Raw genomic sequence first — 21844 nt, forward strand, 5'->3', positions numbered from 1 at the left:
TGACGACTAGCTACAGGACAGCGAACGTGCCTTGTGCTTTTGCGACCAGTTTGTCGCCCTGCGTCACATCAGCCTCAACCACCAACGTGCGGCGGCCCGGATGAATCACCCGTGCCGTGCACATCACCTCGCCGTCAGAGACGGCGCGAATGTAGTTGATCTTGCACTCGATGGTCGCGCTCTGCTGGTCAAAGCCGTGGGTGCTGGAACAGGCCAGCCCCATGGCAATGTCCACCAGGCTGAACAAGGCCCCGCCGTGCAGCTTGCCACCGCGATTGCGCAGCTCCGGTTCCAGCCCCAGTGCGACTTGCGCCACACCGGTTTCCAGGCTGTGCAAGTGGCAGCCCAGCAGCTTGAAAAACGCGCTTTCGGTCAACCCGGCGGGAATGTCCATCAGCGTTTCTTCAACTGCTTGGCATTGGCGAACAGCGAAGCCATGGCGTTGTTGCTCGGGGTCGCTGCCGTGGTTTCCTTGCGCGGTGCGGTGTTCTGGGATTGGCGTGGCGCCGAACCCGGACGTGCGCCGCGGGCACCGTCGATTTTCTCGCCCGGGGTGTCGCTCATGCGCATCGACAGGCCCACGCGTTTGCGCGGGATGTCGACTTCCATGACCTTCACTTTCACCACGTCACCGGCCTTCACCGCTTCTCGTGGATCCTTGATGAACTTCTCCGAAAGCGCAGAGATGTGCACCAAACCGTCCTGATGCACGCCGATATCGACGAAGGCGCCGAAGTTGGTCACGTTGGTCACCACGCCTTCGAGGATCATGCCCAGTTGCAGGTCCTTGAGGTCTTCGACGCCTTCCTGGAACTCGGCGGTCTTGAACTCTGGACGCGGGTCGCGACCGGGCTTTTCCAGCTCTTGCAGAATGTCGGTGACTGTCGGCAAACCGAAGGTTTCATCGGTGTACTTCTTCGGATCGAGACGCTTGAGGAACGCGGCATCGCCAATCAGCGAGCGGATGTCACGGTCGGTTTCGGCGGCGATGCGCTGAACCAGCGGATAGGCTTCCGGGTGAACCGCCGAGGAGTCCAACGGGTTTTCGCCGTTCATGACGCGCAGGAATCCGGCGGCCTGTTCGAAGGTTTTTTCACCCAGGCGCGCGACTTTCTTCAAGGCTGCGCGAGTCTTGAATGCGCCGTGCTCATCGCGGTGGCTGACGATGTTCTGCGCCAGGGTCGCGTTGAGGCCGGAGATCCGTGCCAGCAGTGCCACGGAAGCCGTGTTCACGTCGACGCCGACGGCGTTCACGCAGTCCTCGACCACCGCATCCAGGCCACGGGCCAGTTTCAGCTGCGACACGTCGTGCTGGTACTGGCCGACACCGATGGATTTCGGATCGATCTTCACCAGCTCGGCCAACGGGTCTTGCAGGCGACGGGCAATCGACACGGCGCCACGGATCGACACGTCCAGGTCCGGGAATTCCTTGGAAGCCAGTTCCGACGCCGAGTAAACCGATGCGCCGGCCTCGGAAACCATGACCTTGGTCATTTTCATGGCCGGGTATTTTTTGATCAGTTCAGCGGCCAGCTTGTCGGTTTCGCGGCTGGCGGTACCGTTGCCGATGGCGATCAGGTCCACCGAGTGCTTGGCGCACAGGGCGGCGAGCACGGCGAGAGTCTGGTCCCACTTGTTGTGCGGCACGTGCGGGTAAACCGTGGCGTGATCCAGCAGCTTGCCGGTGGAGTCGACCACGGCGACCTTGCAACCGGTGCGCAGGCCCGGGTCGAGGCCCAGGGTGGCGCGCGGGCCGGCCGGGGCCGACAGCAGCAGGTCGTGCAGGTTGTGGGCGAAGACGTTGATCGCTTCGGTTTCCGCGCCATCGCGCAGCTCACCCAGCAGATCGGTCTCCAGGTGGGTGTAGAGCTTGACCTTCCAGGTCCAGCGCACCACTTCACCCAGCCATTTGTCGGCGGCGCGGTTCTGGTTCTGGATGCCGAATTGCTGGCCGATCATGCCTTCGCACGGGTGCATGGTGCCTGGCAGCTCATCGCCGACTTTCAGCGCGGAGCTGAGGATGCCTTCGTTGCGACCACGGAAAATCGCCAGCGCGCGGTGCGACGGCATGCTTTTGAGCGGTTCGTCGTGTTCGAAGTAATCGCGGAACTTGGCGCCTTCCTCTTCCTTGCCGGCAATCACACGGGCACTGAGGGTAGCTTCCTGCTTGAGGTAGCTGCGCAGCTTGTCCAGCAGGCCGGCGTCTTCGGCGAAGCGTTCCATCAGGATGTACTTGGCGCCTTCGAGGGCAGCCTTCACATCGGCCACGCCTTTTTCCGCGTCGATGAAGCGTGCGGCTTCGGTTTCCGGGCTCAGGGACGGGTCGTTGAACAGGCCGTCGGCCAGCTCGCCCAGGCCTGCTTCCAGGGCGATCTGGCCCTTGGTGCGGCGCTTCTGCTTGTACGGCAGGTACAAGTCTTCGAGACGGGTCTTGGTGTCGGCGAGCTTGATGTCGCGTTCAAGTTGCGGGGTCAGCTTGCCCTGCTCCTGGATGCTGGCGAGGATGCTGATACGCCGTTCGTCGAGTTCTCGCAGGTAGCGCAGGCGCTCTTCCAGATGACGCAATTGCGTATCGTCGAGGCTGCCGGTCACTTCTTTCCGGTAACGGGCGATGAAGGGAACGGTAGAGCCTTCATCGAGTAGCGCGACGGCCGCTTCGACCTGTTGTGGGCGTACACCGAGTTCCTCGGCGATGCGGCTGTTGATGCTGTCCATAAAACCACCTGACAAATTGTGAAAGCAGGCTCGCAGGCGCAGAGATAGGGCCTGGGCGAGTCTGGTTGAGCGGCCTGGCCTGCGCCGCTACCTGGATCAAAAGGTATCCCGTTGACCCGTGAAATCGAACAATTACTGCCGACGCCATGAAAAAAAATGGTGTCCGTCTGTAGTACCTGTCTGATGTTGCCTGACACAAAAGGCCGCGCATTATAACCAGCGTTCCGGCATTCGGGGACATCGCGGGTTGCAGGTGAAATGGCCGGTTTTCTGGCACTAAAGGAAAAATCTGCTAACAATGCACACGGTGCGTATAACGGCAGCTACGCCATAATGCGCGCCGAGATCAAAGGAGCATCCAATGAGCAGCACTGCACAAACTGCTGAAGGCGAAAAAATTCTTATTGTTGACGACGATCCTGGGCTCAGCAGCCTGCTGGAGCGTTTTTTCGTCAGCAAGGGCTACCGCGCCCGCGCCGTACCGAACACTGAGCAAATGGATCGCCTGCTGGCGCGCGAAGTGTTCAACCTGGTCGTACTCGACCTGATGCTGCCCGGTGAAGACGGCTTGACCGCCTGCCGCCGTCTGCGCGGCGCGAACAACCAGATTCCGATCATCATGCTGACCGCCAAGGGCGATGAGCTGAGCCGCATCAAGGGCCTGGAGCTGGGTGCCGACGATTACCTGGCCAAGCCGTTCAACCCCGATGAGCTGATGGCTCGCGTCAAAGCGGTCCTGCGTCGCCAGTCGGCTCCGGTGCCGGGCGCGCCAGGCAGCGAAGACGAAAGCGTGACCTTCGGTGACTATGAATTGTCCCTGGCTACCCGCGAGCTCAAGCGCGGCGAAGAAGTGCACATGCTCACCACCGGTGAGTTCGCTGTACTCAAGGCCCTGGTGATGAACGCGCGTCAACCGCTGACCCGCGACAAATTGATGAACCTGGCCCGTGGCCGCGAGTGGGATGCCCTGGAGCGTTCCATCGATGTGCAGATTTCCCGTCTGCGCCGGATGATCGAGCCCGATCCGTCCAAACCGCGTTACATCCAGACTGTCTGGGGCGTGGGTTACGTGTTTGTACCGGATGGTACCGCCACCAAGTGATTGGCGATTTGTAGGAGCGGGTCACGCGGACATCGGATCAATCGATCCTGTCCGCAGACTCGCGATCCGCAATATGCGAGCATCGCTCGCTCCTGCAAGTGTTTAACGGTTATCCATGAAAACCCCCGTTTGGTTTCCCCAGAGCTTCTTCTCCCGCACCCTTTGGCTGGTGCTCATCGTCGTACTCTTCTCCAAGGCGCTGACCCTGGTTTATCTGCTGATGAACGAAGACGTGCTGGTGGACCGCCAGTACAGCCACGGTGTCGCCCTGACGCTGCGCGCCTATTGGGCTGCCGATGAAGAAAACCGCGGCAAGATCGCCGAGGCCGCGACCTTGATCCGGGTGGTGGGTGCCGGCGTGCCGGAAGGCGAACAGCACTGGCCTTACAGCGAGATCTACCAGCGGCAGATGCAGGCGGAGCTGGGTGCCGACACTGAGGTCCGGCTGCGCATGCATTCGCCACCGGCGCTGTGGGTCCGGGCGCCAAGCCTGGGTGATGGCTGGCTGAAAGTACCGCTTTATCCCCATCCGTTGCGCGGCCAGAAAATCTGGAACGTGCTGGGCTGGTTCCTCGCTATTGGCCTGCTGTCCACCGCTTCGGCCTGGATCTTCGTCAGCCAGCTCAATCAACCTTTGAAGCGTCTGGTGTATGCCGCGCGGCAACTTGGCCAGGGCCGCAGTGTGCGCCTGCCAATCAGCGATACGCCGAGCGAGATGACCGAGGTGTACCGCGCCTTCAACCAGATGGCTGAAGACGTCGAACAGGCCGGTCGCGAGCGTGAATTGATGCTGGCCGGGGTTTCCCATGATTTACGCACGCCGTTGACGCGATTGCGTCTGTCCCTGGAGTTGATGGGCGATCACACGGACCTGACCGACGACATGGTGCGCGACATCGAAGACATGGATGCGATTCTCGATCAGTTCCTGGCGTTCATTCGTGACGGGCGCGACGAATCGGTGGAAGAGGTCGACCTGAGCGACCTGGTCCGTGAAGTTGCCGCGCCGTATAACCAGACCGAAGAAAAAGTGCGGCTGCGCCTGGAGCCTATCCAGCCGTTTCCGCTACGTCGGGTATCGATGAAGCGACTGCTGAACAACCTGATCGGCAACGCACTGCATCATGCCGGCAGCGGTGTGGAGGTGGCGGCGTATGTGTCCGGGGACACCAGCGCACCGTATGTAGTGCTGAGTGTCATGGACCGTGGTGCCGGGATCGATCCTTCGGAGCTGGAGGCGATTTTCAACCCGTTCACCCGCGGTGACCGTGCCCGGGGTGGCAAGGGCACTGGGTTGGGATTGGCGATCGTGAAGCGGATTGCTTCGATGCATGGCGGCAACGTTGAGCTGCGTAACCGCTCGGGCGGTGGGCTGGAAGCTCGGGTGCGGTTGCCGTTGGGGCTGCTGCTGCCGCGGGATGCCGTTTAAGGCCTGATTTTTTCAGTGGGGCTGACGGCCCCTTCGCGGGCAAGCCCGCTCCCACAGTGATTTTGGCTAAAACCCTGTGGGAGCGAGCTTGCTCGCGATGGCGGCATCCCTGCCGCCACAAGGCTTGAGGTTTAACCCTTCCCTTTGGTCCGAGTCATATTCGGCCCGCCATTCTTCTCCAGATGCTCAATGATGATCCCCGCCACATTCTTCCCGGTGGTGGTCTCAATTCCCTCCAGACCCGGCGACGAGTTAACTTCCATCACCAACGGCCCGTGATTGGAGCGCAGGATGTCGACACCTGCCACCGCCAGCCCCATGACCTTCGCCGCACGTAACGCCGTCATGCGCTCTTCCGGGGTGATCTTGATCAGGCTCGCGCTGCCACCGCGATGCAGGTTGGAGCGAAATTCGCCGGGTTTGGCCTGGCGCTTCATCGCTGCAATCACCTTGTCGCCGACGACGAAGCAGCGAATGTCCGCACCACCGGCTTCCTTGATGTACTCCTGAACCATGATGTTCTGCTTTAGGCCCATGAACGCCTCGATCACCGATTCCGCGGCCGTGGCGGTTTCGCACAGCACCACGCCGATGCCCTGGGTACCTTCCAGCACCTTGATCACCAACGGCGCACCGTTGACCATTTCGATCAGGTCGGGAATGTCATCGGGGGAGTGGGCAAACCCGGTCACCGGCAAGCCGATCCCGCGACGGGACAACAATTGCAGTGAACGCAGCTTGTCCCGCGAACGGGCAATGGCCACCGATTCGTTGAGCGGAAATACCCCCATCATTTCGAACTGGCGCAGCACTGCGCAGCCATAAAAGGTCACGGATGCACCGATCCGTGGAATCACCGCATCGAAACCCTCCAGCGGTTTGCCGCGGTAGTGGATCTGTGGCTTGTGGCTGGCGATGTTCATGTAGGCGCGCAAAGTGTCGACCACCACCATTTCATGGCCACGCTCGGTACCGGCTTCGACCAGACGACGGGTGGAATACAGACGCGGATTCCGCGACAGCACAGCGATCTTCATGCAACACCTGTGGAGGAGGTAGATACCGGGAACACCGGCTTGTCTTGTACGTACTTGATGCCCGGATTGACTACCAACTGGCCGTGAATCAGGGCTTTGGAGCCGAGCAGCAGGCGATAACGCATGGACTTGCGGCAGGCGAGCGTGAACTCGACCCGCCAGACCCGATCACCAAGGGCCAGGGTAGTGCTGATCACGTATCGCACCTGCGCGTGACCGTTTGAGCTTTTAATGGTTTTCATCGTCACCAGCGGTGCTTCGCAGCGTCGGTGGCGCAGTTGTACGACGGAACCCAGGTGGGCGGTAAAACGCACCCACTGCTCACCATCGCGCTCGAACAGCTCGATTTCGGTGGCGTGGAGGCTTGAGGTGCTGGCACCGGTGTCGATTTTTGCCCGAAGGCCGGCGACTCCCAAATCCGGGAGCGCCACCCACTCGCGCAGACCGACAACGGTCAAATGGTCAAATGTCTTCAATAGTGCTCAACCGGTAGAAACCGCTCGGGCCGCACGCGGCCGGATTCGCGGTATTCACGCAGAATAATGATTAAAAGGCGACAGATATCTACGGCCCGGATTTCCAGCCTCGCAAGGAGGTTATGGAATGTCAGCATTGTAATCCGAGACGGTGAAATTCTTGGTACGTCAGAAACGGTAGTACAGTTCACCAATATTTCAGAATGAGGAAATTCCATGGCACAAAAAAACGAAGAGGACGACAAAGTCCGCCTCGATAAATGGTTGTGGGCTGCACGATTCTACAAAACCCGCGCCCTGGCCAAGGCGGCGATTGAAAGCGGCAAGGTGCATTGCCGGGGCGAGCGCTGCAAGCCGGGTAAAGAGCCACGAATCGGCGATGAGTTCGTGATTCGCACCGGTTTCGAGGAGCGCACGGTGGTAGTCCTGGCACTGTCGATCGTTCGTCGCGGCGCACCGGAGGCGCAAACCTTGTATGCCGAAACCCTGGCCAGCATCGCCAAGCGCGAAGAGGCCGCAGCGCAAAGAAAGGCCGGAGCCCTGGGCGTGAGCACCGACGGTAAGCCAAGCAAGAAACAGCGGCGGGATTTGTTCAAGTTTCGTGGCAGCAGTAACGACGACTAATACAGATATTGCTCGGGCGAGTGCCGCGCACTCGCCAGGTTTCACCGCGCCTTCAGGCTCAGACTTGCAATTGACCCGGTGCGCATCCATATCTGTGCCTGGCCAGCAGTGCATCGCATGGACGATATCGCCGCTCGTCGAAAATCACACACAGTCTCTGATCTGTAGGCCATAACCACATTGCCAGCAGTGCAGAGCGGGAAACGACCCGGAACCCATCAGCGCTTGTTCCACCTGCTTGGATCAGGCCCGAATTGTTCATAAAATGCCTTTCATGGCTGAACATTGCGCACCCGAGTGGTCGCGCAAGGTAAATTTCTTGTTTCCTGTAACCATTTTCACTACTTCAGATACCCAGACCTATGACCGATCACGCGGATAACGACTTCACACAACGCTTCATCTTCGATGACAGCGACACCCGTGGCGAGCTGGTTTCGTTGGAGCTCAGCTACGCCGAAGTCCTGGCCAAACACGCCTACCCGCAGCCGGTCGCGCAACTGCTCGGCGAGCTGATGGCGGCCGCATCGTTGCTGGTCGGCACGATGAAGTTCGATGGCTTGCTGATTCTGCAAGCCCGCTCCGAAGGCCCGATCCCGCTGCTGATGATCGAGTGCTCCAGCGAGCGCGACATCCGTGGCCTGGCCCGTTACGACGCGGATCGCATCGCTCCCGATGCCACCCTGGCCGACCTGATGCCTGAAGGCGTCCTGGCATTGACCATCGACCCGAAACAGGGCCAGCGATACCAGGGCATCGTCGACCTCGACGGCGCCACCCTGTCCGAATGCTTCACCAACTATTTCGTCATGTCCCAGCAAGTCGGCACGCGTTTCTGGCTGTACGCCGATGGTCGTCGTGCCCGTGGTCTGTTGCTGCAACAACTGCCGGCCGATCGTTTGAAAGACGAAGACGAACGCGCCGCCAGCTGGCAGCACATCACCACCCTGGGCGGTACGCTGACCGCCGATGAGCTGTTGAGCCTGGACAACGAAACCGTGCTGCATCGCCTGTACCACGACGAGCAGGTGCGTCTGTTCGATGTGCAGAAGCTGCGCTTCCGTTGCAGTTGCTCGCGCGAACGTTCGGCCAATGCGCTGGTCAGTCTGGGTATGGAAGACGCGCAGCAATTGGTGGACGAACACGGTGGCAACATCGAAATCGATTGCCAGTTCTGCAACCAGCGCTACCTGTTTGACGCGGCCGATGTCACTCAATTGTTCGCAGGCGCGGGTATCGAGACGCCGTCAGATACCCGTCACTAAAACGGTTCAGCGCAGGTAAATTCACTGCCTTGCGCCGGATTAACGCCGTTACGACAGGAGGGGCCTACTCTTTTTGGGCTTTTCTGGCATAATCCGGCCCACTTTTTTCGCGGTAGTAGTGCACGACTTTCTACTACAAAAACGTTTGGAGCACTCGGCCACTGGCCGACGGGGAACCTCATGACGCAAGCCAACAATGCCGTGTACACCGATCTGAGTGTTGATGATCTGGTTAAAGAAGCCCTCAATCGCGGTGAAGGCGAGCTTGCCGATACCGGCGCACTGGTTGTTCGTACCGGTCACCGTACCGGCCGTTCGCCAGTCGACCGTTTCATCGTTGAAGAGCCAAGCACCCAGGCTGCCATTGCCTGGGGCCCGATCAACCGCAAGTTCCCGGCCGACAAGTTCGACGCCCTGTGGGCTCGCGTTGAGGCATTCAACAACGCGCAAGAGCATTTCGTTTCCCACGTGCATGTAGGTGCGGCTTCCGAGCACTACCTGGCCGTGAAGATGACCACCCAGACTGCCTGGCAGAACCTGTTCGGCCGTTGCCTGTTCATCAACCCGGCTCAGTACAACCCGGCGGGTCGTGACGAGTGGCAGGTCCTCAACGTTGCCAACTTCGAGTGCGTGCCAGAGCGTGACGGCACCAACTCCGACGGCTGCGTGATCATCAACTTCGCACAGAAGAAAGTGCTGATCGCCGGCATGCGTTACGCCGGTGAAATGAAGAAAGCCATGTTCTCGGTGCAGAACTTCCTGCTGCCGGCTGCCGACGTACTGCCAATGCACTGCGCCGCCAACATCGGCGAAGAAGGCGACGTGACCCTGTTCTTCGGTCTGTCCGGCACTGGTAAAACCACCCTGTCGGCCGACGAAAGCCGTTACCTGATCGGTGACGACGAGCACGGCTGGGGCGAAGGCGTTGTGTTCAACATCGAAGGCGGTTGCTATGCCAAGTGCATCGACCTGTCCGAGAAGAACGAGCCGGTTATCTGGAAAGCCATCAAGCACGGCGCGGTATTGGAAAACGTCGTTATCGACGACGCCAAGCACGCCGACTATGCCGATGTCAGCCTGACCCAGAACAGCCGCGCCGCCTACCCGCTGGAGCACGTTGCCAAGCGTTCCGAGAAGAACCTCGGTGGCGAGCCGAACGCTGTGATCTTCCTGACCTGCGACCTGACCGGCGTACTGCCGCCAGTGTCGATCCTCAACGAAGAACAAGCGGCTTACCACTTCCTGTCCGGTTACACCGCCCTGGTCGGTTCGACCGAAATGGGTTCGGGCAGTGGCATCAAGTCGACCTTCTCCACCTGCTTCGGCGCGCCGTTCTTCCCGCGTCCAGCCGGCGAATACGCTGAGCTGCTGATCAAGCGCATCCGCGGCTTCGGCTCCAAGGTCTACCTGGTCAACACCGGCTGGACCGGCGGTGGCTACGGCGTCGGCAAACGCTTCAACATCCCGACCACCCGTGCCGTGATCGCAGCGATCCAGAGCGGCGCGCTGATCGGTACCGAGACCGAGCACCTGGACACCATCAACCTCGACGTGCCAGTGGCCGTACCGGGCGTTGAGACTGGCCTGCTGAACCCACGCAACACCTGGGCCGACGTAGCCGCCTACGACGAAGCCGCCAAAGCACTGGCCGGCCTGTTCATCGAGAACTTCAAGAAGTTCGAAGTGAGCGACGCGATCAAGGCTGCTGGTCCAAAGCTCTAAGCGTTGGATTGAGCTAACGAAAAAGCCGCCCCTCGGGGCGGCTTTTTTGTGCGCAAAATTCAGTTTTTCGCGGGCAAGTCAGAATGCGTCGGGCCGTTACAGGCCTTCGAGCTCATCCGTGTCCCAGCGTTGGGCCTTGATGGCCCGGTAGAGCATGCCGATGGTCAATGGCACCTTCTCGCCGCGACCCTTGGCTTTTCGCTTGAGATTCACGTCAAAGCCGTCGGGCTGGAAATAGCGATAACTGTCGAAATCCACGAAGTCGATGACGAAGTAGTCTTCCAGAGTTTCGATCAAATGCCGGGCGTCTGCACCGTTGCAGCCCAGGTCGAAATTGATCGAGGTGCCGAGGCTGATGGTTTTGCGTTCGGGGAAGCCAAGCTCCTCATGCAGCAGTTGCATGAGTTGCTGCATCAAGTGGTCGTCGGGGAGGTTGGAGGCGAGGTTCATTGGGGGAGATCCGTTTGGTCCTTAACGGATCTTATTGGTCGTCGGACTTGAGAGGAAGGGCCGGCTGAGTTGATTGCTCTCGGCTCAGCATTTTCAGTTTGCAAGGAGGACCGACGTTCACCCCGTAGGATCTCGTTCATTTGTTGCACGCTTTCCATTAGCTCATCAAAAAAACTGCTCATGGTTTCCTTCTGTATCCGATGAGGGCATTGAGTGGTTTGTTTCCAACGGAGCAAATCTTGTTTCTTGATCGCTCCTGCGCAGTGCGTGGGAGCGATCTCCATTAAAGATCAGACCGGAGCTTTCCAGTTGAGCATGCGTTGTTGGGCGACTTTGAGCAGGTCGCAGCCGTCCTGGGTCAGCAGGTAGAGCGCGTGGGTGATGTGCGGGATGTCTTTGAGGTCGCCGTGTTTGAAACATTGGCAGTGCAGGGTTTGCAGCAATTCGCTGGAGGCCCGGATGCGTTGGAGGGCGGCTTCGAGGATGTCTTGCGGGTTGGCTTCTGTGTCGATGATCAGGGCCGGGGAATCGGTGAGGTTGGTTTGGAGTGGACGGTAGCGATTTGGAAACGGATTCAGAGTTTGCATATGAATTACTCGGTTTGTTGTTAAGAAACCGCCAGCACCGTGACCAAACGATGGGAGGCGGACTGTGCGCAGGCTTGGTCAACCGAGAACAACAACTCGGCTCGCCCGAAGGCGTCCCGCACACAGCCGCCATAGCAATGCACTACTAGGACATAGATGTCCGCGGCGCGAATGATGGCACACATGTGTGCGTTGTTCTCAGGTGACCAAACCTGATCGCTGATTTTGCAGCGATGGGGAGACAGTAAAATTTCGTTGTTAGATGCGATAGGCGACAAGGTGTCTTCTTTTGTAGGACTGGGCCGAAGCTTTGATAGGGCGTTGCTGACGGATTTATCGCCTGCGCAATTTTTCGCGTTTGATTGCCATCAAGCGTTTGGCTTCTTCATCTGGAATGCTGGGACGGAGATCATCGAGGCCGGCTTTTACTTGGGCTTTGAACCATGCGTCGTAGGCTGCTTGTTCGAGCGGTTCTTGGGTATCGGGTATTTTGTTTTTCATCAGGCTCACCGCGTTATCGTTCATCGCGAGCAAGCTCGCTCCCACAGGAGATTGTGGTGGGGCTTCAGTCGGTGAGTTTCGGCAGGCGCTGCCGGGCGATGTCGAGCAGGTCGTTGCCGTCCTGGGTCAACAGGTACAGGGCGCCGACGATCTTGGGGATGTCGCTCGCTTCGGCCTGTTTGAAACACGTGCAATAAAGGGTTTCGAGCAGGTCGCTGGCGGCGCGTATGCGTTGTCGGGCGGCGTCGAGGATCTCGTAGGGGTCGGCCTCGGTATCGATGACCAGCACTGGGGTTTCGCTGTAGCGGCTCTTGAGCGGGTGATAGCGGGCTGTCGGCGTGTCGGCTTTCTTCATCGAGTGGGTCCTGTGCGAAATCGGCAAGTGTTCCCGGCAGGCCGAGACACTGTTTTCAGCCGCGCCGGAAACTATAGGAGGACCTGGCGTTGCAGGACAAGATGGCTGAAATGGACAGGCGTTGTAGGGTATTTATCGTGTTCCGAGGAAAAGGCTTACACATTTTCGGAGGTTTGTGCGCCGTAGCCGCTGCCGGTAAAAATGCCTACGGGGTTATTGGTCGCTGTTTAGCAAGTATCGGCAGAGAGGGCTTTGGGAGCTGTCGGGTATTTCGAGTTTTGCGGTGGGTGTGCTGGCCTCTTCGCGAGCCTGCTCGCGAAAGCGATCTCAAGCCCTTCCAGCCATCCGCTGTATCATCCGGTATCGTTTTTGCCCCCGACCTTTTCTCGACTCGCTGCGATCGCCGGCTAGGCTTTTGACTCCGCAGCAGTCAACGGAGTGACAGCTTATGCACAACACCCTGGAACAGGTTTTCGGTTATCCACAATTTCGACCCGGTCAGGAGGCGGCCGTCAGTGCCGTGCTGGCCGGGCGCTCGGCGGCAGCGATTTTCCCCACCGGTTCCGGTAAATCCCTTTGCTACCAATTACCGGCGTTGTTGCTGCCGCACCTGACTCTGGTGGTCTCACCCTTGCTGGCGTTGATGCAGGATCAACTGGCGTTCCTGCAACGCCACGGCATCTCGGCGGGCAGTATCGATTCGGCCCAGAGCCGCGATGACGCCAGCGACGTCATGGCCCGGGCAAAATCCGGCGAACTGAAGATTTTGATGATCTCCGTGGAGCGCCTGAAGAACGAGCGCTTCCGACATTTTTTACAGCAAGTACCGATCTCGCTGCTGGTGGTGGACGAGGCGCACTGCATTTCCGAATGGGGGCATAACTTTCGCCCGGACTACCTCAAGCTTCCCGACTATCAACGCCAGTTCAACATCCCGCAGGTGTTGCTGTTGACCGCAACGGCGACGCCCAAGGTCATCGCCGACATGCAGGCGAAATTCACCATCGCCGCCGACGATGTGGTGACCACCGGTTTCTATCGCCCGAACCTCAATTTGCTGGTGGAGCCGGTTCGCGGAGCGGACAAGCGCCGACGCCTGGTCGAATGGATGAGCCAGCGTCCGGACCAGCCGAGCATCGTCTATGTCACTTTGCAGAAAACCGCCGAGCACATCGCCGAACACCTGAACCGCAACGGCATTCAGGCCGAGGCTTATCACGCCGGGTTGCCCCATGAGCAACGGGAAGCGATCCAGCGTCGCTTCATGGGCGGGCAATCCAATTGCATCGTCGCCACCATCGCTTTCGGCATGGGCATCGACAAAAGCGACATCCGCAACGTGGTGCATTTCGACCTGCCCAAATCCATCGAAAACTACAGCCAGGAAATCGGCCGCGCCGGGCGTGACGGGCAGCCGTCGGACTGCCTGGTATTGGCCAACCGCGACAGCCTCAACGTGCTGGAGAATTTCGTCTACGGCGACACACCCGAACTGGATGGCATCCGTTGCGTGCTTGACGAGATGCATGCCGCTGCAACCGAAGGGCAGTGGGAGTTTCTGCTGGGGCCGTTGGCAGACCAGAGCAATATTCGCCAGTTGCCGCTCAAGACCTTGCTGGTGCAACTCGAATTGCGCGGGTTGATCGCCCCGCGCTACGCGTACTACGCCGAGTACCGTTTCAAGTATGTGCAGGAGCCCGAGGTGCTATTGGCGCGTTTCGAAGGCGAGCGCAGGGATTTTGTCGCTGCGATCATCCAGACCTCCAGCCGCGCCCGGACCTGGGCCACGGTGAATTTCGAGGCGCTGTACGAGCAGCATCAGGCCGAGCGCAGTCGGGTAGTCAAGGCGCTGGATTACTTCCAGGAGAAAGGCTGGGTGGAGCTCGAAAGCAAGCAGATGACCGAGGTCTACAGCGTGCTGCAAAGCGGGTTCGACAACGTCGCGTTGAGCGAGGAACTGCACGGCTATTTCACTCGGCATGAGCGCACCGAGGTCGCACGGATTCACGCGATGCTGGATCTGTTCGCCACCGACCGTTGCCTGGGTTATCGCCTGGCCGAGTATTTCGGCGACCACAATGCCCCGCAGCAATGTGGACATTGTTCGGTGTGTCATGGGCAAGTGGCGCGGCTACCGGCACCACCGGAGTTGCCGGCGCTTGTGGATAAGAATTTCGAGGCGCTGTGTGGCGGTTTTATCCACAGGCACGAGCAGCACACGGGCAACGTGCCCTCGGCTGAACGTGTAACACGGTTTCTGTGCGGGATCAGCGTGCCGTTGTTCACCAAGCTCAAGGCGCGGTCGATTCCCGGGTTTGCGGCGCTGGAAGATTATCCGTATGCCGGGGTGCGGGAGTGGGCCGAGCGGCATCTACTCGGTTGAAACACGGTCAGTGTGGGAGCGGGCTTGCTCGCGAAAGCGGTGGGTCAGTCACCATCACTGGCAACAGATGGATCGCCTTCGCGAGCAAGCCCGCTCCCACAGGGATTTGCGGTGCACTCAAAGGGGCTACATCCATCCGCTGAATGTTGCTCATCACAGGAATAAATTTCAAAAAAAGCCGGTGGCTGACTATGGTGGTGGCTGTCTTCGGATCGCCAACAAGAGAACAAAACATGAGCCAGACACCGTCGAATATTCAGCGCGCCGCCGTCATCGGCGCGGGCACCATGGGCCGTGGCATTGTCATGTGCCTGGCCAACGCCGGAGTGGCCGTGCAGTGGGTCGACAACAATCCGCAAATGCTGGAGCAAGCGCTGGCCACCGTGGCGGACACCTATGCCCACAACGTGCGTCAGGGCCGCATTGATCAGGGCGAAGCCGATGCCCGTGTCGCGCGCGTTACGGCGGCGGATGGTTATGTGGCCATCCGCGATGTCGACCTGGTCATCGAAGCGGTGTACGAAAACCTTGAGCTCAAGCAGAAAATTTTCCGCGAGCTCGATGGCCTGCTCAAACCTGAGGCGATTCTGGCCAGCAATACTTCGGCGCTGGACATCGATGCCATCGCCGCGGTCACACGTCGGCCGCAGCAAGTGCTGGGCCTGCACTTCTTCAGCCCGGCGCATATCATGAAACTGCTGGAAATCGTCCGTGGCGCGCAGACTGCACCGGCGGTGCTCGACGCGGCACTGGCGCTCGGCCAACGCATGGGCAAGGTCAGTGTGGTGTCGGGCAATTGCGATGGTTTCATCGGCAACCGCATGCTCAATACCTATGTGCTCGAAGCGCGAAAAATGCTGCTCGAAGGCGCTTATCCCTACCAGGTGGACGCAGCGCTGCAAGCCTTCGGTTTTGCCATGGGGCCGTTCCGCATGTTCGACGTGGTGGGCGTCGACCTGCAATGGCGCTCGCGCCAGTTATCCGGGATTGGGCAGGATGCTCCGGAGGTCCAGGTGGATAACCGTTTGTGTGAGCAGGGACGTTTCGGCCAGAAGAGTGGCAACGGCTTTTACCACTATGAACCGGGCAGTCGTCAGGCCGAACACGATCCGCAGGTCGACGCACTGGTGCTTCAAGTCAGTGAGGAGCTGGGGTTCCAGCGCCGCGAGATCGGCCCGGAGGAGATTCTCGAGCGCTGCTTGCTGGCACTGGTCAACGAAGGCGCGAAGATCCTTCAGGAAGGCATCGCCGGGTCGGCTCACGATATCGATCTGGTCTACCTCAACGGATACGGTTTCCCGGCGGACAAGGGCGGGCCGATGGTCTGGGCGGATCAGCAAGGGTTGGCGGACATTCACCGGCGCTTGATCGACCTTGAGACGCGTCAGGGTGATCACTGGAATCCGGCGCGGGTGATTGGGGAGCTGGCGGCGGCTGGCAAGGGCTTCGCTGACAAGTGATTGATGCGGCGCCTGCAAGGGCGCCTTCACGAGCAAGCCCGCTCCCACATTGGATATCGGTCGTACGCAAAATCTGTGTTCACCGAAGATCAAATGTGGGAGCGGGCTTGCTCGCGAAGAACGATAACGCGGTTTTCGCCTTAGACTGGCGAACCCACTCCAGGAATCAACGCTGATGCCCCAACGCACCGACTACCCCCACTTCCAGCCCATCACCACCCGCTGGCACGACAACGATGCTTACGGTCACGTCAACAACGTCACCTACTACAGCTTCTTCGATACGGCGGTGAACACTTACCTGATCGAAGTCGGCGGCCTGGATATCCATGACGGTGAGGTGGTGGGGTTCGTGGTGAGCTCCTCCTGTGATTACTTTGCTTCCATTGCTTTCCCGGACCGCATCGAGATCGGTCTGCGGGTGGGCAAGTTGGGCAACAGCTCGGTGCAATACGAACTGGCCGTGTTCAAGCAAGGGGAAGACGAGGCCTGCGCGGCGGGGCGCTTCGTGCATGTGTTTGTCGATCGTGCGTCGAATCAACCTGTGGCGATTCCTGCAGGGTTGCGCGGGGCGCTGGAGCGTCTGGTGGTTCAGTAAGGCAAAAAAAATCGCAGCCCTTGGGCTGCGATTTTTGTTGTACTTACCAGCGAGGCGCTCGAGGCCTTAGTCGCGGTAGTACTTGTGGTGCTTCTTGCGATGGCCATAGGCATGACCACGGCCCGGATGGCCGTCACGGTAGTAACGACGATCACCATGGCCGCGATACGAACGACGATCGTCGTCGTCATCATGATCGTACTCTTTGCCCATGTAGTTACCCAGCGCGCCACCGGCACCGCCGCCTGCTGCGGCGCCGATCAGGCTACCGGTGGTGCCGCCCATGCTGCGGCCGACCACGTTACCGCCTGCTGCGCCCAACGCACCGCCAAGGGCGGCTTCGCCACGGCTGTGTTTGTTTGCGCCGACGGCGCTACCACCCGCGCCACCCAGGGCCGCGCCGATGGTGGAACCTGTGCTGCCGCCTAACGACTGACCGACGACCGAGCCTAGAACCCCGCCCAATGCGCCGCCTACACCGGCTTCGGTGGTGCCGCCAGCAGATGCGATACCGCTGACCAGGCCAAGGGACAACAAGAGAATCGAGGAGAACTTCATGGAGGAACCTCAAGGGGATGACGGCGCGATCCTGAGGCTCTGGAATGGGCGTGACAATCGAAATCCGACGAATAACACGACTTGTATACAATATTGCAAGTTACTGTTTTTTGGACGGAACTTAACGTTTTTTTGCCGGTCTTTTACTACTTCGCAAAGGCCGTTTTCATCAGAGAACGGCCTTTTTTGTGGGCGAAAGGAAAGTACTGAATCTGGAATGTTTGTTGTTTCATCTACCGTATTCGCGAGCAAGCCCGCTCCCACATGGGAACGCATTCCAATGTGGGAGCGGGCTTGCTCGCGAAGAGGCCAGATCAAACGACGTGTTACGCCGACCTGGCCATGATCAACCCGGTCTCACTCGCCGCTTCCAACCGGATCGCCACGAATTTCGACGTCGGCGTATGGCTGTCATCGCCGGTGCTTTCCAGCGGCACCAACGGGTTCACTTCCGGATAGTAGGCCGCCGCTTGCCCGGCCGGGATATCAAACGCCAGCAGCGTGAAACCTTTTACCCGACGTTCAACGCCATCGTCCCAGAGCGAAACGATGTCCGCCTTTTGCCCTGGCTTGAAGCCCAGGCGAATGAGGTCGGCTTCGTTGACGAACAACACATCCCGCTGACCCTTCACACCGCGATAACGGTCGTTGAGGCCATAGATAGTGGTGTTGTACTGATCGTGGGAACGCATCGATTGCATGATCAGGTCCGGCAGTACGCCGGTGGCGCGGGTGCGTTCGTGCACCAGGTCTTTGGGCAGTGCGTTCGAGCGGAAATTGGCCCGGCCCGAAGCGGTGTTCCACTTGCGTGCGCCGGCACTGTTGCCCAGGTAGAAACCGCCAGGGTTCTTGATCTTCTCGTTGAAGTCCTTGAAGTCGGGAATGGTCTCGGCGATCAGGTCGCGGATGCGGCTGTAGTCGGCCACCAGCCAGTTCCAGTCCACCGGGTGGCTGCCCAGGGTCGCGGCGGCGATGCCGGCCAGGATCGCCGGTTCCGAGCGCATCTGGTTCGACAGCGCCTGCAGCTGGCCATTGGAGGCGTGGACCATGCTGAACGAGTCTTCGACGGTTATCGCTTGCGGGCCTTGGGTCTGGATATCGATGTCGGTGCGGCCCAGACACGGCAGGATCAGCGCGTCCTTGCCGTGGGTCAAATGGCTGCGGTTGAGCTTGGTGCTGATCTGCACGGTCAGGTCGCAGTTTTGCAGGGCCTGGAACGTGCGCGGGCTGTCCGGCGTGGCCTGGGCGAAGTTGCCGCCCAGGCCGATGAAGACTTTAGCCCGGCCTTCAGCCATCGCATGAATCGCTTCGACCACGTTGTGGCCGTTGTCGCGTGGCACCTTGAACTGGAAGCGACGCTCCAGGGCATCGAGGAACGCGACAGGTGGGCGTTCGTTGATGCCCATGGTCCGGTCACCCTGCACGTTGCTGTGGCCACGCACCGGGCACAGGCCTGCACCCGGCCGGCCAATGTTGCCGCGCAGCAGCATCAGGTTGGCGATTTCCTGGATGGTCGCCACCGAATGACGATGCTGGGTGATGCCCATGGCCCAGCACATGATGACGTTCTTGCCCTTGACGTACATGCGCGCCGCTTGCTCGATTTCTACCAGGCTCAGGCCGGACTGCTCGACGATCTGCTCCCACGGGGTTTCGTCGATGACGGCCAGGTAATCCAGCACGTTGGCGCTGTGCTCATTGAGGAAGTCGTGGTCGAACACCGCCGGGTCGCCGGCTTTCTGCGCGTCGCGCTCCCACAGCAGGAGGAATTTCGCCATGCCGCGCATGATCGCCATGTCGCCGCCCAGGGCCGGGCGGAAGAACGCGGTGTTGGTCGGCTCGGAGCCGTTTATCAGCATTTCGATCGGGTGCTGTGGATGCTGGAAGCGCTCCAGGCCCCGCTCCTTGAGCGGGTTGATGCACACCACTTGAGCGCCGCGCTTCACCGCTTCGCGCAGTGGTTCGAGCATCCGTGGGTGGTTGGTGCCGGGGTTCTGACCCCAGACGAAAATTGCATCGGCGTGTTCGAAGTCGTCGAAGGTCACGGTGCCTTTGCCGACCCCGACGCTTTGCGACAACGCGACACCGCTGGCCTCGTGGCACATGTTCGAGCAGTCGGGGAAGTTGTTGGTGCCGTAGGCGCGCACGAACAGCTGATAGAGGTACGCCGCTTCGTTACTCGCCCGGCCCGAGGTGTAGAACTCGGCCTGATCGGGGCTCGACAGGCCGTTCAGATGCCTGGCGATCAGGGCGAATGCGTCGTCCCAACTGATCGGCTTGTAGCGATCAGTCTCGGCGTCGTAGCTCATCGGCTCGGTCAGGCGGCCCTGGTATTCGAGCCAATAGTCACTTTGTTCCAGCAGAGAAGTGACGCTGTGTTTGGCGAAGAATTTGGCATCGACACGGCGTTTGGTCGCCTCCCAGTTCACCGCCTTGGCGCCGTTCTCGCAGAACATCACCATGCCCTTTTCCGGAGAATCGCCCCAGGCGCAACCCGGGCAGTCGAAGCCACCGTTCTGGTTGGTCTTGAGCATGATGCGCAGGTTCTTCAGCGCGTTGTCACTGGTCAACCAGGCCTGGGCCACGCTGATCAGTGCCCCCCAGCCACCGGCCGGGCCTTTGTAGGGCTTGAAGCGAGGGACGGGTTTCTGGTCGGCTTGACGGTGTTGACTCACGCTTGATTCTCCAACGTTGGGCTGTAGACCCGCGGCGCATTCTTCTGTGGCAGATGGATGAGATTGAGGTTGTGGCGACGGGCCCATTGCACGGCAAGGCCTGTGGGCGACGACAGGCTGACCAGGGTCTGGATGCCGGCACGCAATACTTTCTGGATCAATTCGAGGCTGCAGCGGCTGGTGACAATCGCCAGCCCGCCAGCGGTGGGGATTTTCTGGCGGATCAATCCGCCGATCAGTTTGTCGAGGGCGTTGTGCCGGCCGATGTCTTCGCGGCCCAGCAACAACTCACCCTTGTCGTTCATGAACACTGCCGCATGCACCGCGCCGCAATGCTGGCCCAAGGGCTGGAAGGCGCCGATGCGCTCGCGCAGGCCATCAAGCCATTCGATCGGCGGCAACGGGGCGCCAGGCAATACCTGAAGGTCCGGCAACGCCTGCTCGACCGCTTCCACGCCGCACAACCCGCAACCGCTGGTGCCTGCCAGTTGTCGGCGCTGCTGCTTGAGGTTCCAGAACGCGCGGTTGGCGATGGTCACTTGCGCGTATTGCGCCGACCCCGAGCCGCTGAGTTGCAGGTCGTAGATGTCCGTGGCGTCCTGGATGATGCCGCTGCCCAGGCTGAAGCCGACGATGAAATCTTCCAGGTCCGTGGGCGTGACCAGCATGACCGCCTGGCTGATGCCGTTGAAGGCAATCGCCAGCGCGACTTCCTCTGCCAGCGCGGTGCTGGCCGATTCGGAGTATTCGAGATTGCTATAGCTGTATGTCTGGCTTGCGGCGGGCGCGGGCGTTTCGAGGGCAGGCGCCGCGCATGCAGGGCGCTTGGTGTTCATGGCATCACCGACGGTTTGATCAGCTTTAAGACTAGGCGCGGCAACTTGTCGCGTCTAATCGCTAATACTGATCTGCCGATAGATGCCGTCGATCAACCGCCAATCAGCGATTGCTGATAGAGGGCAAAACAGGCTTCTGCCAGCGCCGAGCGCGGTGCGCTGCGACGCATGATCAACCCCAGGCGACCAAGGGTCTGGGCGTTCTCGATCGGCTGCAGGCGCAAATGCTCGGTCAGGCCTTCGAGGCCGCCGTCCAATGGCATCACGGCGCAACACAAGCCGCCGTGCACGGCTTGTAACAGTTGGTGCACGGCATCGGTCTGCAACAACGGCTGCGGGGTCAGGCCACGGCTGTGGAAGTTATGGTCGATGGACTGGCGAAAGTGCATGCCACTGGTGAGCATGCCCAGCGGCAGTTCGATCAACGATTCCCAACTCAATGGCGTCTCGCCAAAGGTGAAGAAGCGTTGATCGTAGAGCAGACCCATGCGGGTTTCGCTGAAGGACAGAGAGTCGAAGTGTTCGGCATCCAGGCGTTCCAGGTATGACACGCCGAGATCCAGGCGATTGTTCGCCAGTTGCTCGAGGATCTGTTCGGAACTCAGGGCCGAGAGTTCGAAGCGCAGGTTCGGGTGTTCGGCGTGCAAGCGTTGCATCAGTGGCAGCGGATCGAAGCTCGACAGCGGCACTACGCCCAGACGCAAGGTGCCGACCAGATTGCCGCGACAGGCGGCCGCCTCGGCGTACAAGCCGTCATAGGCCGCCAGTACGGTGCGCGCCCAGGCCAGCACCCGTTCGCCCGGTGCGGTGAAGCCTTCGAAGCGTTGGCCGCGATTGACCAGTGGCAGGTCGAGTTCTTCTTCGAGGCTGCGCAGGCGCATGGACAGGGTCGGCTGGGTGATGTGGCAGCGTGCGGCGGCCTGGCCGAAATGGCGGGTTTCGTCGAGCGCGATGAGGAATTTCAGCTGCTTGATGTCCATCTGCGCTCCAGGGGTTGGGAAGGTGCGGATTCTATCGCAAGCGGGGTCATTGGTCGGGTTGGATTCGTAGGTGACGACCGTGGTCTAG

20 protein-coding genes are annotated in these 21844 nt (G+C 60.1%); 8 read left to right on the plus strand and 12 right to left on the minus strand.

What is annotated here, in order from left to right; all coding sequences use genetic code 11:
- Positions 1-10: 10 nt before the first annotated feature.
- Both PspS34_RS01080 and PspS34_RS01085 read right to left on the minus strand, forming a co-directional pair.
- Positions 11-394 (minus strand): PaaI family thioesterase, encoded by a 384-nt coding sequence (locus tag PspS34_RS01080; protein WP_154861252.1) that lies wholly within the window; start codon positions 392-394, stop codon positions 11-13.
- Positions 394-2718: a Tex family protein gene (locus PspS34_RS01085; protein ID WP_154861251.1), complete on the minus strand. Its 2325-nt coding sequence runs from the start codon at positions 2716-2718 to the stop codon at positions 394-396. Before PspS34_RS01085 ends, PspS34_RS01080 begins: the two co-directional genes overlap by 1 nt.
- Positions 2719-3079: 361 nt before the next feature.
- On the opposite strand from PspS34_RS01085, the gene ompR reads away from it, so the two are divergent.
- Both ompR and PspS34_RS01095 read left to right on the plus strand, forming a co-directional pair.
- Positions 3080-3820, plus strand: a complete 741-nt coding sequence (gene ompR / locus PspS34_RS01090; RefSeq protein ID WP_007983158.1) for a two-component system response regulator OmpR — start codon at positions 3080-3082, stop codon at positions 3818-3820.
- A gap of 115 nt (positions 3821-3935) precedes the next feature.
- A complete protein-coding gene (locus PspS34_RS01095; RefSeq protein WP_090452519.1) occupies positions 3936-5249 on the plus strand; it encodes an ATP-binding protein in 1314 nt (437 codons plus the stop codon).
- 131 nt (positions 5250-5380) lie between these two features.
- Here PspS34_RS01095 and rimK read toward each other — a convergent pair whose 3' ends face one another.
- Positions 5381-6286, minus strand: coding sequence for a 30S ribosomal protein S6--L-glutamate ligase (gene rimK / locus PspS34_RS01100; RefSeq protein WP_007972871.1), 906 nt, complete (start codon positions 6284-6286; stop codon positions 5381-5383).
- Positions 6283-6702 (minus strand): ATP-dependent zinc protease, encoded by a 420-nt coding sequence (locus PspS34_RS01105; protein ID WP_238541697.1) that lies wholly within the window; start codon positions 6700-6702, stop codon positions 6283-6285. Before PspS34_RS01105 ends, rimK begins: the two co-directional genes overlap by 4 nt.
- A 276-nt stretch (positions 6703-6978) precedes the next feature.
- On the opposite strand from PspS34_RS01105, the gene PspS34_RS01110 reads away from it, so the two are divergent.
- The 3 genes from PspS34_RS01110 to PspS34_RS01120 all read left to right on the plus strand — a co-directional run bounded on the left by PspS34_RS01110 (position 6979) and on the right by PspS34_RS01120 (position 10373).
- A complete protein-coding gene (locus PspS34_RS01110) occupies positions 6979-7386 on the plus strand; it encodes a S4 domain-containing protein (protein ID WP_090452521.1) in 408 nt (135 codons plus the stop codon).
- Between the two features lie 362 nt (positions 7387-7748).
- A complete protein-coding gene (hslO, locus tag PspS34_RS01115) occupies positions 7749-8651 on the plus strand; it encodes an Hsp33 family molecular chaperone HslO (RefSeq protein ID WP_154861250.1) in 903 nt (300 codons plus the stop codon).
- A gap of 180 nt (positions 8652-8831) precedes the next feature.
- A complete protein-coding gene (locus tag PspS34_RS01120; RefSeq protein ID WP_057712463.1) occupies positions 8832-10373 on the plus strand; it encodes a phosphoenolpyruvate carboxykinase in 1542 nt (513 codons plus the stop codon).
- Between the two features lie 96 nt (positions 10374-10469).
- On the opposite strand, the gene PspS34_RS01125 is transcribed toward PspS34_RS01120, so the two are convergent.
- The 4 genes from PspS34_RS01125 to PspS34_RS01140 form a co-directional block, all read right to left on the minus strand.
- Entirely contained in the window at positions 10470-10823 is a 354-nt protein-coding gene (locus tag PspS34_RS01125; RefSeq protein ID WP_154861249.1) for a DUF1493 family protein, read from the minus strand.
- 290 nt (positions 10824-11113) lie between these two features.
- Complete coding sequence (locus tag PspS34_RS01130) at positions 11114-11410, minus strand: hypothetical protein (RefSeq protein WP_154861248.1); 297 nt, start codon at positions 11408-11410, stop codon at positions 11114-11116.
- A gap of 333 nt (positions 11411-11743) precedes the next feature.
- Positions 11744-11935 carry a hypothetical protein gene (locus tag PspS34_RS01135; protein WP_223508473.1) on the minus strand — a complete coding sequence of 64 codons (192 nt, stop codon included), beginning with the start codon at positions 11933-11935 and terminating at the stop codon, positions 11744-11746.
- Positions 11936-11975: 40 nt separating this feature from the next.
- Positions 11976-12266 (minus strand): hypothetical protein, encoded by a 291-nt coding sequence (locus tag PspS34_RS01140; protein WP_150812035.1) that lies wholly within the window; start codon positions 12264-12266, stop codon positions 11976-11978.
- Positions 12267-12714: 448 nt separating this feature from the next.
- On the opposite strand from PspS34_RS01140, the gene PspS34_RS01145 reads away from it, so the two are divergent.
- From PspS34_RS01145 to PspS34_RS01155, 3 genes are all read left to right on the plus strand, one after another.
- Complete coding sequence (locus PspS34_RS01145) at positions 12715-14649, plus strand: ATP-dependent DNA helicase RecQ (protein ID WP_154861247.1); 1935 nt, start codon at positions 12715-12717, stop codon at positions 14647-14649.
- 233 nt (positions 14650-14882) lie between these two features.
- A complete protein-coding gene (locus PspS34_RS01150) occupies positions 14883-16109 on the plus strand; it encodes a 3-hydroxyacyl-CoA dehydrogenase (protein WP_154861246.1) in 1227 nt (408 codons plus the stop codon).
- A 175-nt stretch (positions 16110-16284) separates the two neighbouring features.
- Positions 16285-16707: a thioesterase family protein gene (locus tag PspS34_RS01155; RefSeq protein WP_007972849.1), complete on the plus strand. Its 423-nt coding sequence runs from the start codon at positions 16285-16287 to the stop codon at positions 16705-16707.
- Between the two features lie 66 nt (positions 16708-16773).
- Here PspS34_RS01155 and PspS34_RS01160 read toward each other — a convergent pair whose 3' ends face one another.
- From PspS34_RS01160 to PspS34_RS01175, 4 genes are all read right to left on the minus strand, one after another.
- A complete protein-coding gene (locus PspS34_RS01160; RefSeq protein WP_057712453.1) occupies positions 16774-17265 on the minus strand; it encodes a glycine zipper domain-containing protein in 492 nt (163 codons plus the stop codon).
- A gap of 326 nt (positions 17266-17591) precedes the next feature.
- Complete coding sequence (locus PspS34_RS01165) at positions 17592-19940, minus strand: FdhF/YdeP family oxidoreductase (protein WP_154861245.1); 2349 nt, start codon at positions 19938-19940, stop codon at positions 17592-17594.
- A complete protein-coding gene (gene fdhD / locus PspS34_RS01170) occupies positions 19937-20776 on the minus strand; it encodes a formate dehydrogenase accessory sulfurtransferase FdhD (RefSeq protein WP_057712451.1) in 840 nt (279 codons plus the stop codon). The genes PspS34_RS01165 and fdhD overlap by 4 nt, the downstream gene beginning before the upstream one ends.
- A gap of 92 nt (positions 20777-20868) precedes the next feature.
- Positions 20869-21756 carry a LysR family transcriptional regulator gene (locus PspS34_RS01175; RefSeq protein WP_154861244.1) on the minus strand — a complete coding sequence of 296 codons (888 nt, stop codon included), beginning with the start codon at positions 21754-21756 and terminating at the stop codon, positions 20869-20871.
- Positions 21757-21844: the final 88 nt, after the last annotated feature.

It is taken from the genome of Pseudomonas sp. S34 (assembly GCF_009866745.1).
Taxonomy (GTDB): Bacteria; Pseudomonadota; Gammaproteobacteria; order Pseudomonadales; family Pseudomonadaceae; genus Aquipseudomonas; species Aquipseudomonas jessenii.

What these genes read in the sequence shown, in the direction of transcription:
- PspS34_RS01080 (WP_154861252.1), bottom strand. Translation starts at nt 394, where the DNA reads ATGGACATTCCCGCCGGGTTGACCGAAAGCGCGTTTTTCAAGCTGCTG.
- rimK (WP_007972871.1), bottom strand. Translation starts at nt 6,286, where the DNA reads ATGAAGATCGCTGTGCTGTCGCGGAATCCGCGTCTGTATTCCACCCGT.
- PspS34_RS01175 (WP_154861244.1), bottom strand. Translation starts at nt 21,756, where the DNA reads ATGGACATCAAGCAGCTGAAATTCCTCATCGCGCTCGACGAAACCCGC.
- PspS34_RS01095 (WP_090452519.1), top strand. Translation starts at nt 3,936, where the DNA reads ATGAAAACCCCCGTTTGGTTTCCCCAGAGCTTCTTCTCCCGCACCCTT.
- fdhD (WP_057712451.1), bottom strand. Translation starts at nt 20,776, where the DNA reads ATGAACACCAAGCGCCCTGCATGCGCGGCGCCTGCCCTCGAAACGCCC.
- PspS34_RS01110 (WP_090452521.1), top strand. Translation starts at nt 6,979, where the DNA reads ATGGCACAAAAAAACGAAGAGGACGACAAAGTCCGCCTCGATAAATGG.
- PspS34_RS01150 (WP_154861246.1), top strand. Translation starts at nt 14,883, where the DNA reads ATGAGCCAGACACCGTCGAATATTCAGCGCGCCGCCGTCATCGGCGCG.
- ompR (WP_007983158.1), top strand. Translation starts at nt 3,080, where the DNA reads ATGAGCAGCACTGCACAAACTGCTGAAGGCGAAAAAATTCTTATTGTT.
- PspS34_RS01155 (WP_007972849.1), top strand. Translation starts at nt 16,285, where the DNA reads ATGCCCCAACGCACCGACTACCCCCACTTCCAGCCCATCACCACCCGC.
- PspS34_RS01125 (WP_154861249.1), bottom strand. Translation starts at nt 10,823, where the DNA reads ATGAACCTCGCCTCCAACCTCCCCGACGACCACTTGATGCAGCAACTC.
- PspS34_RS01135 (WP_223508473.1), bottom strand. Translation starts at nt 11,935, where the DNA reads ATGAACGATAACGCGGTGAGCCTGATGAAAAACAAAATACCCGATACC.
- PspS34_RS01160 (WP_057712453.1), bottom strand. Translation starts at nt 17,265, where the DNA reads ATGAAGTTCTCCTCGATTCTCTTGTTGTCCCTTGGCCTGGTCAGCGGT.
- PspS34_RS01120 (WP_057712463.1), top strand. Translation starts at nt 8,832, where the DNA reads ATGACGCAAGCCAACAATGCCGTGTACACCGATCTGAGTGTTGATGAT.
- PspS34_RS01145 (WP_154861247.1), top strand. Translation starts at nt 12,715, where the DNA reads ATGCACAACACCCTGGAACAGGTTTTCGGTTATCCACAATTTCGACCC.
- PspS34_RS01140 (WP_150812035.1), bottom strand. Translation starts at nt 12,266, where the DNA reads ATGAAGAAAGCCGACACGCCGACAGCCCGCTATCACCCGCTCAAGAGC.
- PspS34_RS01085 (WP_154861251.1), bottom strand. Translation starts at nt 2,718, where the DNA reads ATGGACAGCATCAACAGCCGCATCGCCGAGGAACTCGGTGTACGCCCA.
- hslO (WP_154861250.1), top strand. Translation starts at nt 7,749, where the DNA reads ATGACCGATCACGCGGATAACGACTTCACACAACGCTTCATCTTCGAT.
- PspS34_RS01130 (WP_154861248.1), bottom strand. Translation starts at nt 11,410, where the DNA reads ATGCAAACTCTGAATCCGTTTCCAAATCGCTACCGTCCACTCCAAACC.